Origin of the sequence: Candidatus Palauibacter polyketidifaciens (assembly GCF_947581785.1) — a bacterium.
In the GTDB taxonomy this organism is placed as follows: domain Bacteria; phylum Gemmatimonadota; class Gemmatimonadetes; order Palauibacterales; family Palauibacteraceae; genus Palauibacter; species Palauibacter polyketidifaciens.
Genome location: NZ_CANPVO010000013.1, coordinates 82,079 through 97,020 on the forward strand (window position 1 = coordinate 82,079; position 14,942 = coordinate 97,020).

Consider the following 14,942-nt stretch of genomic DNA (forward strand, 5'->3'; position numbering starts at 1 on the left):
GGGCGTCAGGTTGAACATGAATGTACTTGCGAATAAACTCTGATGCCGGTCGGTTGCCCCGCGATGGACCGGCCCTGGCGACGCGGACGGCCACCGACGCAGGCAAGGAGAGGGTATTGTCCGGAAGTCGAAAAGGGACGGAGCCTTCCGACGGACCGCCGGTCCCGGACCACGATCCGGCCCGGGAGGCGCCGCCGCCGAGCGGACTCCTGACGCGCCGCTCCGCAATCCGCGCCGGGCTCGCGGGTCTGCTCGGCGCGCCCTTCGCCACATCGCTCGGCGCCTCCACCCGACCGCTCGCTCCGGGACTGCGCTGGAGCGGCAAGCAGGGCGCACAGCCCGACGACGAGATCCTCCTCGGGGTGTCCGCGGCCTTCTCCGGACCATCCCGGGGACTGGGCACCGAACTGTATCGCGGGGCGATGTCCTGTTTCGGGCAGGTCAACGAGCAGGGCGGCGTCAACGGCCGGCGGATCGTCCCCAAGCTCTACGACGACGGCTACCAGCCCGATCCGTGCGTGGAGAACACGCTCAAGCTGATGCTGGAGGACGAGGTCTTCCTGCTGTTCGGCTACGTCGGCACGCCGACCGTTACCCGCGTCCTGCCGCTTCTGAAGAAGTTCCAGGACCAGCAGATGTACATCTTCTTCCCCTTCACGGGCGCCCAGCCGCAACGTGAGCCGCCGTACGGGGAGTTCGCCTTCAACCTGCGCGCCTCCTACGGCCAGGAGACGGCGGGGCTCGTCGACAACTTCGTCCGCATCGGACGCCGCCGAATCGCGGTCTTCTACCAGGCCGACGCCTACGGCCGCAGCGGCTGGGCCGGCGTGAGGGCGGCGCTGGCCCGGCACGGAGAGACGATCACCGGCGAGGCGACGTACCGGCGGGGCACCCAGTTCACGAGCGTGATGCGGCCGCAGGTCGAGATTCTGCAGGAGGCCGCCCCGGACGCCGTGATCTGCGTCGGCGCCTACGCCGCATGCGCCGCCTTCGCCCGCGACGCGATGGATCTGGGCCTGCACGTGCCCATTGCCAACCTCTCCTTCGTGGGAAGCGAGAACCTGCTGGCCCTCCTCATGGACGCGAGCAGTGATGAGCCGGCGTACTACACGCCGTGGCTCGTGAACTCGCAGGTCGTGCCCAGCTACGAGGACACATCGATTCCGGCCGTGCCCGAGTACCGCGACCTGATGACGCGCTACAACCCGCAGGTGCCCGAGGAACTCGTGGTGGAACCCTACGACCCGTTCCCGTACAGCTTCACGAGCCTCGAAGGATACCTGGACGCGAAACTGCTCACGGAAATCCTCGGTCGGATCGACGGCACCCCTGAGCGCGGCAAGCTGAACGACGCCGTGTTCTCCGTGCGCAACTACGATCTGGGGATCGGCGAACGGGTATCGTTCGGGCCCGACCGGCGTCAGGGACTCCAGAGCGTCTACTACACCGTCGTGGAGGACGGCCGTTTCGTGACCCTCAGCGACTGGGAAGCCAAGTTCGGCCTGGGCGCGACCACGAGCGACGGGGCCCCGTGACGCAGCCGGAGCAGCAGGCGATCCGGATCAAGAGGCTCTTCCGGAAGACGCGCTTCGGCATCTTCGTCCTCTTCGGCGCCATCGTATTCGCCACCTCCACGCTCTCGATCCGCACGGTCTCCAGCCAGCTGCAGGAGGAATACGAGAGCAACAGCGCGAACATCGCCAAGAACATCGCCGACTCCAGCGTCGACATCCTTCTCAACCGCAACCTCGCCACGCTGCAGTCGCTCATCGACCAGTTCGTCGAGATCCAGAGCATCCGGTACATCTATATCACGAGCGACACCGGCGAGATCCTGACCCACACGTTCGTGCCCGGCGTCCCCGAGGTGATCCGCAACGGCGACCCGCACGCGACCGAGCCGATCGAACGCAGCCTGCCGGGGATGGGCGATTTCGTGGAGGTCGGGAGTCCGATCCTGGCCGGTCAGGCCGGCACGGTGCATGTGGGGATGGACCTCGACCTTGTGCGGCTCAAGATCCAGCGTGCCACGGGACAGCAGATCGCCCTCATCTGCATCATCCTCATCGTCGGCGTCCTCGGTTCGATCTGGTTCGTGAAGCTCGCCGTCACACCGCTCGAGGAACTGCTCTCCTACGTTGTGGGGCTGGCCCGCCGGGATGCCGATTCGCTGAACGACGCGAGAGTCCTGGCGCGCGACGACGAGATCGGGGAGATGGCGCGCCTGATGCTGCACGCCGTGAAGGGTGAAACGACGCCGGGAGCGGACTGAGGTGTCCGCCGAGGGGTGGAAGGCGCCCCGCGTAGCGATCGCCTTCTTCTGCACGGTGCTGCAGGTCTGCTTCGGTACCGTCTACGCCTGGAGCTTCTTCCAGACGATGCTCGTCCGGCAGGCGGGCTGGACGTTCACGCAGGGGTCGCTCGCCTTCTGCATCGCGATCTTCTCGCTGGGGACGGCCGCGGCCTGGGCCGGCCAGTTGCTGCCCAAGGTGGGTCCCCGGCGACTCGCCCTCATCGGAAGCACGCTGTTCGCGGGCGGCTACATCATCGCGAGCTTCGCGCTCAGAATCGACTCGATCCTCCTCTTCTACGCCGGATACGGGCTCATCGGGGGCATCGGCATCGGACTCGGGTACGTGACCCCGGTAACCACGGCCGCGAAGTGGTTCCCGGACCGGAAGGGGCTCGTCACGGGCATCGTCGTCATGGGCTTCGGCATCGGCGCGCTCATCCTCAGCAAGGGTCTCGCACCGCTGCTGGTGCTGCAGACGGAGGGGGATCTCCCGCAGATCTTCCTGTGGCTGGGGATCGTCTTCGCCTGCATCCTGATCCCCAGCAGTTTCGTTATCGACGACCCGCCGGCCGCCCAGGTCGCGCCGTGGAAACAGCCGGCGAAGGTGGGCCAGTACCTGAAGTCCAGCCAGTTCGTCATCATCTGGATCGTTTTCTTCTTCAACATCGCTGCGGGCATCTCGGTCATCAGCTTCCAGTCCGAACTCCTGCAGGAGGTCTGGGGGCTGGCCGATCCCTCGGTCGAACCCGCGGTGCTGGCGGAATACGGGGCGACGCTCATCGCGGCGAGTTCCGTGTGCAACGGACTCGGGCGCATCCTGTGGGCCTGGCTCTCCGACCGTATCGGGCGCGTCGGCGTGTTCCGGATCCTGCTCGCGAGCCAGATGGTCGTGTTCGGCATCCTCATGACCGAGTCCAATCCGTGGATCTTCTCCGCGCTCGTGTGCTACGTGCTGCTCTGCTTCGGCGGAGGGTTCGCGACCATGCCCTCGTTCATCCTCGAGGTGTACGGCCCCGGGAACATGTCGAAAGTGTACGGCGCGATCCTCACCGCCTGGGCCGCGGCGGGCATCTGCGGCCCGCTGTACGTCGGATACCTCAAGGACTCCTATCCGGACCGAGCGGTGATGTACTGCTTCCTCATCGGGATCCTCATGCTCGGCGCGGGCTACCTGTTCTCGTACCTGCTCGACGACGACCGCGTGAGCCTGGGCCGCCCGACCGTAAGAAAGACGCTGGAGCGCTACGGAATCCCCGTCCCCGACCAGCCCTGACCCGTGAGCAGGGGATCGGCGGCCTGCGTCGCCGCCCTGACGACGGCGTTGTCGCTCTGCGCCTCCTGTGACTCGCCCCCGACTCCCCTGCCCCCTCCGGGCATCGCGTGGGCGCCGGTCGAACCCGTGCAGGGTCACCTCTTTGTCGTCGGCGTAGACGCTCCCTCCGGGTCGGGCGTGATCTCCGCCGCAGGCGAGGTGGGCGGCGAGGCGCTGCACTTCCGGCGCGTCGGACCGGTGCTCGAGAGTCTGGCGGCAGTCCCGATTACGACGGTGGACACGCTCGACGGGTGGGTGCGGGCGGACTATGCGGACGGCCGCTCCCGGACCGACTCGCTCCGCATCCCCGTGCGGGCGGGCGAATACGAGCATGAGCGGCTCACGGTGGCGCCGCGCTTCGGGTCGCCGCCGAACGAGGAGGACCGGGCGCGGCTGGCGAGCGATCGGGAGAAGGCCGCCCGGGCCTCGCGCGAAGCGCACGCCATGCCGCGCATGTGGAGCACGGTGCGGATCCCGCGCGAATCCCGCGTGACGAGCGGCTTCGGCACGGGCCGTGAGTTCAACGGACAGATCACGAGCCGCCACATGGGACTCGACCTGGCCGGTGCCCGCGGCGCGATCGTGACGGCGGCCGCTGAGGGCGTCGTGGTGATCGTCGACGGCTTTCTGCTCGGAGGGAACGTCGTCTACCTAAATCACGGCGGCGGCCTGCTCACCGGCTATTTCCACCTGAGCGAGCAACTGGTGTCCGTCGGCGACACGGTGACGGCCGGGACGCCCATCGGGAGGATCGGGTCCACCGGCCGCGTGACCGGCCCCCACCTGCACTGGGTCGTGCGCTACGGGGGCACGAGCGTGGATCCGCGCAGTCTGCTCGCGCTCCCGGGGATCAGATCCATCCCGGAATGATCGCCTTCCGCCCCGGCGGATAGTCCTCGAACCGTTCCCGGTACCAGCGGTGGTGGCTGAGCGCCCTCGGGACGAGGTTCGCCGCGGTGAACAGGAAGAAGGCGAGTCCGGCCAGCGACCACGTCGCGAGCGCCCAGCCGGCCCATTCCATTACTTCTCCCAGGTAGTTGGGACACGAGACGTAGCGGAACCCCCCGCCGCGGGGGATCGAATAGCCGGTCTCTCCGGGCTTCCGCAGCTTCAGCAGGGTGTTGTCGGAGTGCAGGTTCAGGGCGAAGCCGGCCGCGAAGACGGACAGGCCGGCCAGGAACCGCGGGTCTCCCAGCCACTGCGGATCGTACCGTCCGATCTCTGAGACCCAGCGTGCGTTTATATACGCGTTGACGATATTGAAGGCGAAACCGGAGACGGCCACGACCGCCGGCATGCGCTTCCCCCTGGTCCGGGTGCGGAGGGGGTAGATGAATGTCCGATTCAGATAGTGGCACTGCCAGATGCCGAGAAAGACGAGCGGCACCGCGCCGCCGGCCGACGGTCCCGCGAAATAGACCCACGCAAAGAAGATCGGCGCGGGCAGTTCCATCACAATCCACCCAACGCGATCCGGGAGGCCCGGCCCCCAGCGCCGCCCGGAATAGTGGCGGCCGTAGGGAACCTTCAGGCGAAGCAGCCCGATGAACGTGAGAGGAGCGAGGGCAAAGAGGGTCCATACCAGCGCACTGTGGAGCGCAATGCCACCCGGTGCGGTCATCATCGGCGGCGTCCGGCGCGTGTCGACACGGTTCTAGAACGAGACGACGGAGCCGAGACCGAGGTCCTCCGCCCGCCTCAGGGCCGCTTCCGCGATCGCGACGTCCTGCGCGGCATTCCCGACCGACTTGAAGAGGGTGAAATCGCGGTCGCCGCGCCCGCCCGGAGCCTGGCCGTTGACGATCTCGCCGAGTTCGGCATCGATCACGTCCCGCCCGACGATCCCCTTCTCCACCGGGATGATGAGGTCGCCGGCCTCCTCCCATATCGCTTCGCGCTGGTCCACGATCACGCGGGCGCGGGTGACGATCTCCTCGGGTATCTCGCGGGTGTGAGGCTGAAAGGCGCCGATCGCGTTGAGGTGGGCTCCGGGCTCAAGAAGTTCGGGGGAGAAGACGGGCGTCTCGCTCGTGGTAGCGGTCACGACGAGGCGCGCGCCATCGAGGGCCTCGGCCGGGGTCGCGGCGGCGCGGATCCGGGGCGGAGCCCCCCCTTCGGGCGGCACCAGCGCTGCGGCGCGCGCGGTGAGCGCGGCGGCCAGCTCCCCGGCCCCTTCGGGGGGGACGGAGACGATCCGGATCTCGCGCAGCGGCCGGGAGGCGGCGAGCAGTTCAATGTGCGCCCGGCCCTGGGCGCCGGCCCCGAACACGGCGAGCACATCCGCCGCGGGGTCGGCCAGCAGCTCCGTGGCCAGCCCGCTGCCCGCCGCCGTCCGGATCTCCGTCAGCGAGGTGCCGTCGAGGAGAGCGCGGGTGCGTCCCGACTCCGCGTCGAGCAGGATGACCGCCCCCTGGATCGGGGGTTGACCGGCGGAGACGTTCCCTGGGAAGACCGAGACGATCTTGGCCCCGAGCCCCCGGGAGCCGTCGAGGAAGGCGGGCATGAGGAGGGTGATCCCGCGCCGGCTCTCGAGATGCCCCCGCACGGGCACCACCGCCTGACCGCCGGACAGTTCCGCGAACGCGACCCGCATCGCATCCACAGCCGCTGCCGCGTCCACAGCGCGTTCGATGTCGACTCTCGAGAGAACCCGGATCTCCACTCGTTCAGCCTCCCGTACTGTCGGCGCCGGCGCGGCGCTCCTGGACGGCGGATCGCAGCATTGCGACCGCGGCATAGAGGACGACGACCACGACGAGCCAGCGCATGGCGTTCAGGGGAAGCGAGCGGACGATGAGCGCGGCGATCAGCACGGCGGGGATACCCCCGATCGCCAGGCCGAGCGCCGCGCGGAGTCCGTAGCGTCCCGCCTTCAGGAAACGCAGGCCCGCGACCGGCATGAGGAAGGCGGACGCGCCCATCATGATGGGAAAGGCGACGGCCGGGTTCAGCCCCATGAGGCTGACGACGATCATCGTCGGGGCGTAGATCCCGATCCCGATCGTCATCAGCGCCCCGAGGACGAAGAGGCAGCCCGCCGCGAGGGCGAGCGATCCGCCGGACAGGCCGGACGCCGCTCCTCCCACGGCCGCGATCCCGAAGATCGCCATGAGGAAGGTGGCGGCGGCGATGAGGAGCGCGATCCCCATCCCGATCTGGATCCGGTACCGGGGCAGGCGTGCCACGATCCCCGCGCCCAGCCAGGCCCCGAGGACGGCAGCTGCGATGAGGACGAAGAGCGTCGTCGGTTCCACGCTGATGATCGCGATGAAGATGAAGGCCTGGATCACGACCGGCGGCGTGTGTCCGATCATCATCGTGCCCGGGATCTCCTCGTCGGGCACGACCTTCTTCAGCTTGAACAGCGAGGTCGTCGGGGCGAAGGAGCCGATGCCGAGCGTGTCGAAGAAGTTCGTCCCGAAGCCCACCAGGAGTTCGAATACGCTGGGGCGGCCCCGCCAGCCGTCACGCTCCCGTCCGGCCCGCGTGGCCGCGGCGGCGGCGCGCACCCACGCCACGAGCAGCCCGGCCGTGAAGATCGCCAGGACGGAGAACAGGTAGAGGCGCGGATCGCTCAGGTCAGGCACCCTGTTCGACGCTCCTTGTTGAGGTCAGCGCGGCGGCGGGTCCTCGGACAGCGCCCGGTAGTACGCCTCCACGAGTTCTCGGTATTCCTCCGGTACGTCGTCCGATCCGGAAAGGAAAAAGCGCTCGATCTGCGACCCCAGTTCACGGCGGAGGGCGAACTCGAAGTCCTTCAGGCCCCGCAGCACGTCCGCCTGGAGCCGGGCCAGCTCCTCGGGATCGTCAAAGTCCTCCATGGTCCGCAGGCGGTCGAGTCCGGCGATGGCGTCGTCGAGGTCGCCCACATCGACGCCCTCCTGGCCCAGTTCGTCGCGCAGGCGGCGGGCGTCCTGCCCCCGCTGGCGGAATTCCCGCTGGAACTGCCGGACGTCTTCCGGCGACAACCACGGTCCGCCGCCTCCGCCGCCGCCCCCGCCGGGCGCGAATCCCTGGCCGCCGCGGGGGGTCTGACCGGGCTCGCCCGGCTGTCCGCCACGACCTCCCTGGCCCTGTCCCTCGCCCTGCTGCTGGCCGCCCTGTCCCTCACCCTGCTGCTGGCCACCTTCCTGCCCGTCTTGCTGGCCCTGGCCGCCCTGCTGTTGGCCTTGGCCCTCCTGTCCCTCACCCTGTTGCTCGCCCTCGCCCTGCTGTTGGCCCTGGCCCTCCTGCCCTTCCTGCCCCTGTTGCAGGCGTTCCTGGAGCGACTCGAGGCCGCGGACGAGGTCGCGCGTCTCGTCCAGTTGCCGGCCGAGGCGGCGCGGGTCCGACTCGCTCAGCGCATCCCGCGCGGCCTGGACCCGCGCCCGCACGTTCTCCGCGTCCCGGGTGATCTGTTCCTCGAAGTTCCGCACATAGTCCTCTGACTGGGTGCCGAGGACGCCTCGCGAGAAGAGAAGTTTGTCCCTCAGCCGGCTCTCGCGGATCTCGCCGGCGGCTTCCATCAGGTGGCGCGCAGCGTCCGGCTGATCCGCACGCGCCTCGCGCGACAGGCGATCCAGGTCGGTCTCCAACTGGTCCACCTCGCGGGCGAGTTCGGCCTTGCGCTCGCGCAGCCCGGTCACGCGCTCGCCGTCGCCGCCCGTCGGATCCTCGTTCACATCGCTCTGCAGTTCCCGCTGACGCTCCGCGATCCGCTCGGCCCTCCGCGCGGCGTCCTCGACCTCCCGTTCCACAGCCGCGACCTGTCGGTTCTCAAGCAGACGGCGTGCATCGCGCAGCCGGTCGAGGGCGTTCGACGCCTCCGCCTGTCCCTGCCCCCGGCGACCCTGCGCCTGGGCCCGCCGCATCTCGTCCGCCGCCTCCTGCAGCCGGCGCGCGGACTCCTCGACGTCCGCCCGATCGCCCTCGCGGCCCAGGCGCTGCAGTTGCCGGGCCAGCTCCTCCGTCTCCTGGATCATCCGCTGTTGCTGGCCCTGGCCTCCGCCCGCGGCGCCTCGCGGCTGCGCGGCCGCGCGCTCGTTCATCTGCTGCTGGCGTCTCGCGAGTTCCTCGAGCTTCTGCAGCGCCTCGTCCACCTCCTGATCCTGTTGCTGCTGCTGGCCCCGCTGGACGGTCTCGTACTGGTTCCGCAGGCGGTCCAGCTCCAGCTCGAACAGGTCCGCGAGCTCCTCGGCCCCTGCCCCGACGCTTCCCGGCGTACCGCCGCCGCCACCGCCGCCCTGCTGCACCTGGACGTCGCGGAACGCGGCTTCGGCGCGCTGCAGGTGCTGGAGCGAGCGCTGTTCGGGCGCGAGCGCTTCCTTGAGCTGCCGCTCCCCCAGTCTCGTCTCCGCTTCCAGCATCGCGGGGGGCGCCTGCGGGAGTTCCCTGAACACCGTCTCGAGCGACGGATCGCCCGCCACGCCGCGCTGCTGCATCTGCGCGATCAGCTCTTCCACCTGCTGTCGCAGTCGTCCCTGCAACAGCGTGAGCGTGGCGAGGTTCTCCGACATCTCCTCTTCTTCGAAATCGTTGCCGTCGCGATCCAGGCGGAAGGTCGCCGCGACGATCTGCCGCTGCTGTTCGGACAGTTCGCCGCCCATGCCGGCCCCGCCGCCTCCGCCGCCGCCCCCTCCCCCACCCTGCTCGGCCTGGCGGAAGTTCCGGTCGAAGGGACGGATCTCGACGAAGTAGATGTCCGAGCTTTCGACCCCGCCGCCGGGGCCGCCGGAGCGCAGATCCGCCGCGCGCGCGTAGTACGAGAGGACGTCGCCCGGCTCGAGCCCGAACTCTTCGAGGAAGAAGGTGTGTCCACCGGAGAGCTGCGTTGTGCCGCCGCGGTTCGTGCCGTGTAGAACGCGCGACGATTCCTCCCCGCCGTTCACCGAGTAGAGAAGTTCGACCCGCCCGAGCCCGAAGTCGTCCTCCGCTTCGACCTCCACGTACAGTTCCTCGATCGGCGAGAGGCGGGTATCCCGTCCCGGCTCGGAGATCCGCACCCCCGGGGGCTGGTCGTCGAGCGGTTCGACGAGGTAGTCGGGGGAGCCGATGACGAAGCGGTTGCCCGGACCCATGAACTCGATGCGGTAGAAGGTCTCGCCGGTCACCGTGAAGCTCGTCTCGAACGCGCCGTCCACGGGTTCGAGCGCCGCACCCTCCTCCTCGCCGTCGAACGCGAGACGCGCCGCCTCCGTGACCATCGTCGGCGTGACGCGAAGACGGACCTCCGTCCCCCGCAGCACGGCGATGTCGCCGCCATCCTCCACGGTCCGCGGGCTCAGCCCCGTGTAGGCCGGGAAGTGGTACTCGAGGTCGATCCGGTCCACGTAGGGGAGGTCCGCAACCTCAATGGTGAAGACGGCCGATCGGACGCCCTCGGAACTCACCGTGTAGTCGGTGGGCTCGTCGAGGTCGAAGAGGAGGACCTCGAAGGCGGCGCCATCCGCGGCCGGCGTCATGAAGTAGCGTTCCCACACGTCCGACTCGCCGCGCCGGACGGAGACCTCGACTTCGTCCGTCTCGAACCCCTGCGGGAACGCGCGCACGAGCTGGTCCGAGCCGCGGGCGATGAGCGCGTCGCCCGGCTCCACCGTGATCGCGTAGGGATTGGCGGCGTCGGCGGTTTTCCAGGGGCTCAGGAGGAGCGAGCCCGCCGTGCCCTGGAAGGCGGGGCCGAAGAGGGCGATCAGCAGCACGGCCGTGGCGACGCCCGCGAACCAGGCGGTCGAGCGGCGCAGCCGGTCGCGCTCGACGCGGCGCCCCCGATCCACGCGGCGGGCGCGCCGGGCCGCGACCTCCAGCAGGCGCGCATCGAGGCCGGAGGGGGCGCCCGGCGACCCGGCGCGCTCGATGGCCGCGAGGAACGCCGCCTTGAGCGACGGTTCATGCTCCTCCAGGTAGAGCGCGACCTGCGTGTCCGAGACCCGGCGCAGAAGCGGGCGCACCACGAACCAGGCGAAGAGGCCGACAGCGGCGGCCCAGAGCAGGATGCGGAAGATGAGAACCGCGCCGTCGTCGAAGCGCAGCCGGTCGATCCCGAACGTCGCGATGAAGAAGACGGCGAAACCGATCCCCAGCGTCACCGCGACGCCCTGGATGAGCTGGCGCATGCGCCACCGGCGTCTCACCCCGCGGACGATCTCGAGCAACTGATGCTCCGTGTTCCGCGTCTTCGCCCATCGCTGCATCGTCATCCTCCTCAAGCCCCTGCCAGCCCCGACACGGGACGCCGGCGCGTCCAGCGGTTCGCCAGCACGCTCTCCGCCCCCAGTACGAGCCCCGCGAGCAGCAGGAGCACCCACCAGAGTTCCGCGCGCCGCGGCACCGTTTCCTCGTCCGCCACCGCGCCGTCCTCCCCGGCGGTTCCCGCCGCCGTCGGCGCGACCCCTGCCACGGCCTCCACCACGCGCTCCGTCGCCACCGACGCCAAGTCAGATTCGGTCATCGGAGGGTTGACCGCCACGGTGGTCGCACGGCCGGCGTCGTCCCGGAGCGCCACCTGGTAGAAACCGGCGCGGGGAAACTCGATCCACGTCGGCCCTTCGCCGACCTCCACCGGCTGCCGGTCGCCGTCCGGATCTACCAGGACCCACTCGGCCTCGGCCCCGGCGAGCCCCGCGGGACCCGCCCCGCCCGCTCCGACAAGAGCGGTGAGTTCGAGCACGCCCCCGGCTTCGATCCAGCGTTCCGGCTCCCGGTATCCGGTGGCGTGGAGCGCCAGCCGGTGCACGAAGGGCAGGAAGACGGGCTGCAGAGCGAGGTCGTTCCAGAAACGGTCGAGGGTCGACGTCCAGACCAGCACGCGGCCCTCGCCCACCGGACGGTCGAGCAGGGCGGGTTCACCGCTGTCGAAGCGGGCCACCACCGCCGTGCCCTCGGCAGGCTCCAGGCTCCAGAATCGTTCGAAGCGCGCACCGGAGAAATCCCCGCTGCGAGGGCCGGAGAAGAGTTCGAACACGGGGTGGTCGTAGTCGAGCCACGACAGCCTGCGGCCATCGGCCGCATCCACGAGGGAGCCGAGGCCGGCGCCGAGCAGTTCGAGTCCGGCGTCGGACCACCGATTCATGTTCGCATCCCGCCCGAGGACGATGAGCAGGCCCCCGCCGTCGCTCACCCACTCGCGCAGCCGGCCGGCCCGGCCCGCGTCGGCGAGGTCCGCATCGTTGAGGATCGCGAAGTCCGCCGACGACAGCGCGGCGGCATCGAGCCCCGTGGCCGGCGTCCGCGAAGTCCCGATGCGGGGCGCGTCGCCGATTTCGAGGGCACGCTCAAGAAAGAGACTCCCGTCCGACGCCCTGCGGTTGTTCTCCAGGATGAGCGTGCGCAACCCGGCTTCGGGCGCCGCCATGAAGCGGAATTCGTTGTCGATGGCCAGCCCGTCCTCCGGGATCGTGAGGCGCCCGCGGCTTCGTCCTTCCGGGAGGGCAAGGTCGTCGAACACCGCCGTCCCGGTTCCGCGCGGCGGCATGTCCACCGCGATCGTCGCCACCGTCCGCCCGGCGATCTCGAGCGACACCGGGAGCCCCTCCACCGGCGCGTCGCCCATGTTCGCGAGCCGCGTCAGGAGCCGGACGCGTCCGTCTCCCGCGGCGCGCACCGCCGCCTCCGCGAGCGCGACGTTCGCCGCCTCCTCCGGCGCGACGCTCGCCGCCCGCAGCGACACCCCATCGGGAAGCCGCACCCGGCCGCCGTCCTCCCACCCCGTGCGCTGGAAGTCCGAGACGAGCGCCACCTCCCGCCTCCGGTCTTCGGACTCCGCGAGGATCCGTCCGGCAAGCTGGATGCCCGCCTCGAGCCGCGTCCCCAGGTCGGTCGTCGACAGATCCGCCAGGGCGTCCCGGGCGGCGACGAGGTCGAGCGTCAACGGCACCCGCTCCCGCGCCCGCTCGTCGAACGTCGCCACCGCGACGCGATCCCCCTCCCCGAGACCGTCGAGTACGGCGCGCGCGGAATCGAGGGCCGCCTCCCAGCGCCCTTCGTAGCCCAGGCTCGCCGACACATCGAGGAGGATGACGATGTCGCGGGCCGAACCGGCCTCCACCTCCGCCACCGAGTCGAAGAACGGCCGGGAGAAGGCGAGCGCGAGGAGGATGACCGCGATGCTGCGCAGGGCGAAGAGCAGGGGATGCCGGATCCGCTGCCGGTTCATCGTCTTGAAGGGCAGCTTCCGGAGGAACATCAGCGACGGGAACACCGTCACCCGGCTGCGCTGTCGATGGGTGAGGTGGATGATGATCGGGATCGAGAGGAGCCCGAGCCCGGCCAGGAACCACGGGGTCAGGAAACTCATCGGTCCTTGCCCTTCAGGCGCCGCGACCGGTGCGACAGGTAGCGGAAGAGCACGGCGTCGAGCGGCGTCGACGTGACGATGAGTTCGTGGTCGATCGCCCGCTCGATCATCCGCTTCGAGATCTCGCCCACGTGCCCCTTCACCAGGGAGAGGTACTCCTCGCGCATCACGTCGGGCGTCACCGGGAGCCGCTCTCCCGTCTCCAGGTCCTCGAACGAGCGCGCCGCCTCGAACGGGAAGTCGACCTCGGCCGGGTCCAGGATCTGGAACACGATCACGTCCTGCCCCTTGCTGCGGAGCGCCCCCACCGAGTCGAGGACCGTCTTCGGTTCGGTGTACAGGTCGGAGACGAGAACGACGATACCCTTCCGGGCCAGGCTCTCGGCCACCTGCGTCAAGGGCCGCGTCAGATCGCCCGCCGTCTCGGCCCGGACGCGGTCGAGCGCCGCCAGGATCAGGCGTCGGTGCCGGACGGAGGGGGGGATGTACTCGATCAGCTTCTCATCGAAGATCGCCGCGCCCACGCGGTCGCGCTGGCTCGCGGAGAGATAGGCGAGACAGGCCGTCAGGTAGCGGGCATAGTCGAGCTTCGTGATCCCGCGCGAGCCGTAATCCATGGAACGGGAAGCGTCCACCGCGAAGAAGACGTTCGCGTTCGTCTCGGCCTCGTATTCCTTGATGTAGTGGCGGTCCGTGCGTCCGTACACCTTCCAGTCGATCTTGCGGATGTCGTCGCCGGGCAGGTACTGGCGGTGCGCCGCGAAGTCGAGCGACAGCCCGAGGAAGGGCGACCCGTGTGCCCCGGCGATGAAGCCCTCGACCACGGAACGCGCCACGAGTTCGAGGTTCCCGATCCGGGTGAGCACCGCCGGATCGAGGAACTGCGTCCCCGGCACCGTCCTCGAAGCGATTCTCGCCCGCACGATCCGGCCCCCTCCCCTACATCCCCGACTTCGGCGGCTTCACGTCGTCGAGGAGCCGTTCGACGAGATCGTCCGTCGAGACCCGCTCGGATTCCGCATGGAAATTAGTCAGCACGCGGTGGCGGAAGACGGGAGCGCAGAGCGCGCGCACGTCATCGAACGACACGTTGATCTCGCCCCGCAGCAGGGCCCGCGCCTTGCCGCCGAGCACGAGATACTGCGCCGCGCGCACGCTGCCCCCGTAGGCCACGTACTGCTTCACGTAGTCGGGGGCGTCGTCGCGTCCGGGGCGGGTGCGGCGGGCCAGCCGGACGGCGTAGCGCGCGACCGGCTCGGAGATCGGCACCTTCCGCACCAGGTGCTGGAAGCCCGCGATCGCCTCCGCCGACAGCACCGCGCCGGGAGGCTCGCCCGCGGTCGTCGTCGTCTGGAGGATGACCTCCAGCTCCTCATCCTCCGGCAGGTAACCGATGTTGATCTGGAACATGAAGCGGTCGAGCTGCGCCTCGGGCAGCGGATACGTCCCCTCCAGCTCGATCGGGTTCTGCGTCGCGAGGACGAAGAAGGGCTCGGGCAGGCCGTAGGTCCGGCCCTGGATCGTCACCTGCTTCTCCTCCATCGCCTCGAGGAGGGCGGCCTGCGTCTTGGGCGGCGTGCGGTTGATCTCGTCGGCCAGCACGACGTGCGCGAACAGCGGTCCCTTCATGAAGACGAGCTTGCGCTGCCCCGTCTCCGGGTCCTCCTGGATGATGTCCGTCCCGGTGATGTCCGACGGCATGAGGTCCGGCGTGAACTGGATCCGGTTGAAGCTCAGGTGCAGGACGTCGGAGAGCGTCTGGATGAGGAGCGTCTTCGCGAGGCCGGGGACGCCGACGATGAGGCTGTTGCCGCCGGCGAAGAGCGAGATCAGGACCTGCTCGACGACATCGTCCTGGCCGATGATGACCTTCTTGAGTTCCGCGCGGACGGCGTCGGCGCTCTCGCGCAGGCGGTCGGCGAGTTCGGCGTCGTCGGGGACCGCCTCGGGCGCGGCATCCGGGACCGGGTCCGGCGCGTGCTCCGGCGTCCGGTCCGGCGCGTCGATCCAGCGGGGGTCGGCTTCCATGCCGGCTCCTTCCGGGTTCGGTGGATTCAGTGCGTCGG

Annotated in this window: 11 protein-coding genes; 4 read left to right on the top strand and 7 right to left on the bottom strand. The window is 69.6% G+C overall.

The window, feature by feature from the left end; genetic code table 11:
- Window positions 1-116: 116 nt before the first annotated feature.
- The 4 genes from RN729_RS02590 to RN729_RS02605 are packed head-to-tail and all read left to right on the top strand — an operon-like array spanning window position 117 to window position 4,475.
- The gene (locus RN729_RS02590) at window positions 117-1,535 is read left to right on the top strand and encodes an ABC transporter substrate-binding protein (RefSeq protein WP_310782104.1); all 1,419 of its coding nucleotides are present in this window, start codon (window positions 117-119) and stop codon (window positions 1,533-1,535) included.
- Entirely contained in the window at window positions 1,532-2,272 is a 741-nt protein-coding gene (locus tag RN729_RS02595; protein WP_310782105.1) for a hypothetical protein, read from the top strand. The genes RN729_RS02590 and RN729_RS02595 overlap by 4 nt, the downstream gene beginning before the upstream one ends.
- 1 nt (window position 2,273) lies before the next feature.
- Window positions 2,274-3,566 (top strand): OFA family MFS transporter, encoded by a 1,293-nt coding sequence (locus tag RN729_RS02600; protein ID WP_310782107.1) that lies wholly within the window; start codon window positions 2,274-2,276, stop codon window positions 3,564-3,566.
- Window positions 3,567-3,569: 3 nt separating this feature from the next.
- On the top strand, window positions 3,570-4,475 hold the full coding sequence (locus tag RN729_RS02605) for a M23 family metallopeptidase (RefSeq protein WP_310782109.1): 906 nt from the start codon (window positions 3,570-3,572) through the stop codon (window positions 4,473-4,475).
- Here the strand turns inward: RN729_RS02605 and RN729_RS02610 are convergent.
- The 7 genes from RN729_RS02610 to RN729_RS02640 are packed head-to-tail and all read right to left on the bottom strand — an operon-like array spanning window position 4,456 to window position 14,904.
- Window positions 4,456-5,226 carry a DUF1295 domain-containing protein gene (locus RN729_RS02610; RefSeq protein WP_310782111.1) on the bottom strand — a complete coding sequence of 257 codons (771 nt, stop codon included), beginning with the start codon at window positions 5,224-5,226 and terminating at the stop codon, window positions 4,456-4,458. The two genes, RN729_RS02605 and RN729_RS02610, sit on opposite strands and share 20 nt — an antisense overlap.
- 33 nt (window positions 5,227-5,259) lie before the next feature.
- On the bottom strand, window positions 5,260-6,267 hold the full coding sequence (locus RN729_RS02615) for a hypothetical protein (protein WP_310782113.1): 1,008 nt from the start codon (window positions 6,265-6,267) through the stop codon (window positions 5,260-5,262).
- 4 nt (window positions 6,268-6,271) lie between these two features.
- A complete protein-coding gene (locus tag RN729_RS02620; protein WP_310782115.1) occupies window positions 6,272-7,192 on the bottom strand; it encodes a sulfite exporter TauE/SafE family protein in 921 nt (306 codons plus the stop codon).
- A gap of 24 nt (window positions 7,193-7,216) precedes the next feature.
- Window positions 7,217-10,774 (bottom strand): DUF4175 family protein, encoded by a 3,558-nt coding sequence (locus tag RN729_RS02625; RefSeq protein ID WP_310782117.1) that lies wholly within the window; start codon window positions 10,772-10,774, stop codon window positions 7,217-7,219.
- A gap of 11 nt (window positions 10,775-10,785) precedes the next feature.
- Entirely contained in the window at window positions 10,786-12,876 is a 2,091-nt protein-coding gene (locus RN729_RS02630) for a BatA domain-containing protein (RefSeq protein ID WP_310782120.1), read from the bottom strand.
- Window positions 12,873-13,799: a DUF58 domain-containing protein gene (locus RN729_RS02635; protein ID WP_310782121.1), complete on the bottom strand. Its 927-nt coding sequence runs from the start codon at window positions 13,797-13,799 to the stop codon at window positions 12,873-12,875. Before RN729_RS02635 ends, RN729_RS02630 begins: the two co-directional genes overlap by 4 nt.
- 16 nt (window positions 13,800-13,815) lie before the next feature.
- Window positions 13,816-14,904: a MoxR family ATPase gene (locus tag RN729_RS02640; RefSeq protein ID WP_310782122.1), complete on the bottom strand. Its 1,089-nt coding sequence runs from the start codon at window positions 14,902-14,904 to the stop codon at window positions 13,816-13,818.
- Window positions 14,905-14,942 lie beyond the last annotated feature (38 nt).

Bases quoted from the DNA above. Each gene is read 5' to 3' on its own strand.
- RN729_RS02640 (WP_310782122.1), bottom strand. From the start codon at position 14,904: ATGGAAGCCGACCCCCGCTGGATCGACGCGCCGGACCGGACGCCGGAG.
- RN729_RS02630 (WP_310782120.1), bottom strand. From the start codon at position 12,876: ATGAGTTTCCTGACCCCGTGGTTCCTGGCCGGGCTCGGGCTCCTCTCG.
- RN729_RS02610 (WP_310782111.1), bottom strand. From the start codon at position 5,226: ATGACCGCACCGGGTGGCATTGCGCTCCACAGTGCGCTGGTATGGACC.
- RN729_RS02625 (WP_310782117.1), bottom strand. From the start codon at position 10,774: ATGCAGCGATGGGCGAAGACGCGGAACACGGAGCATCAGTTGCTCGAG.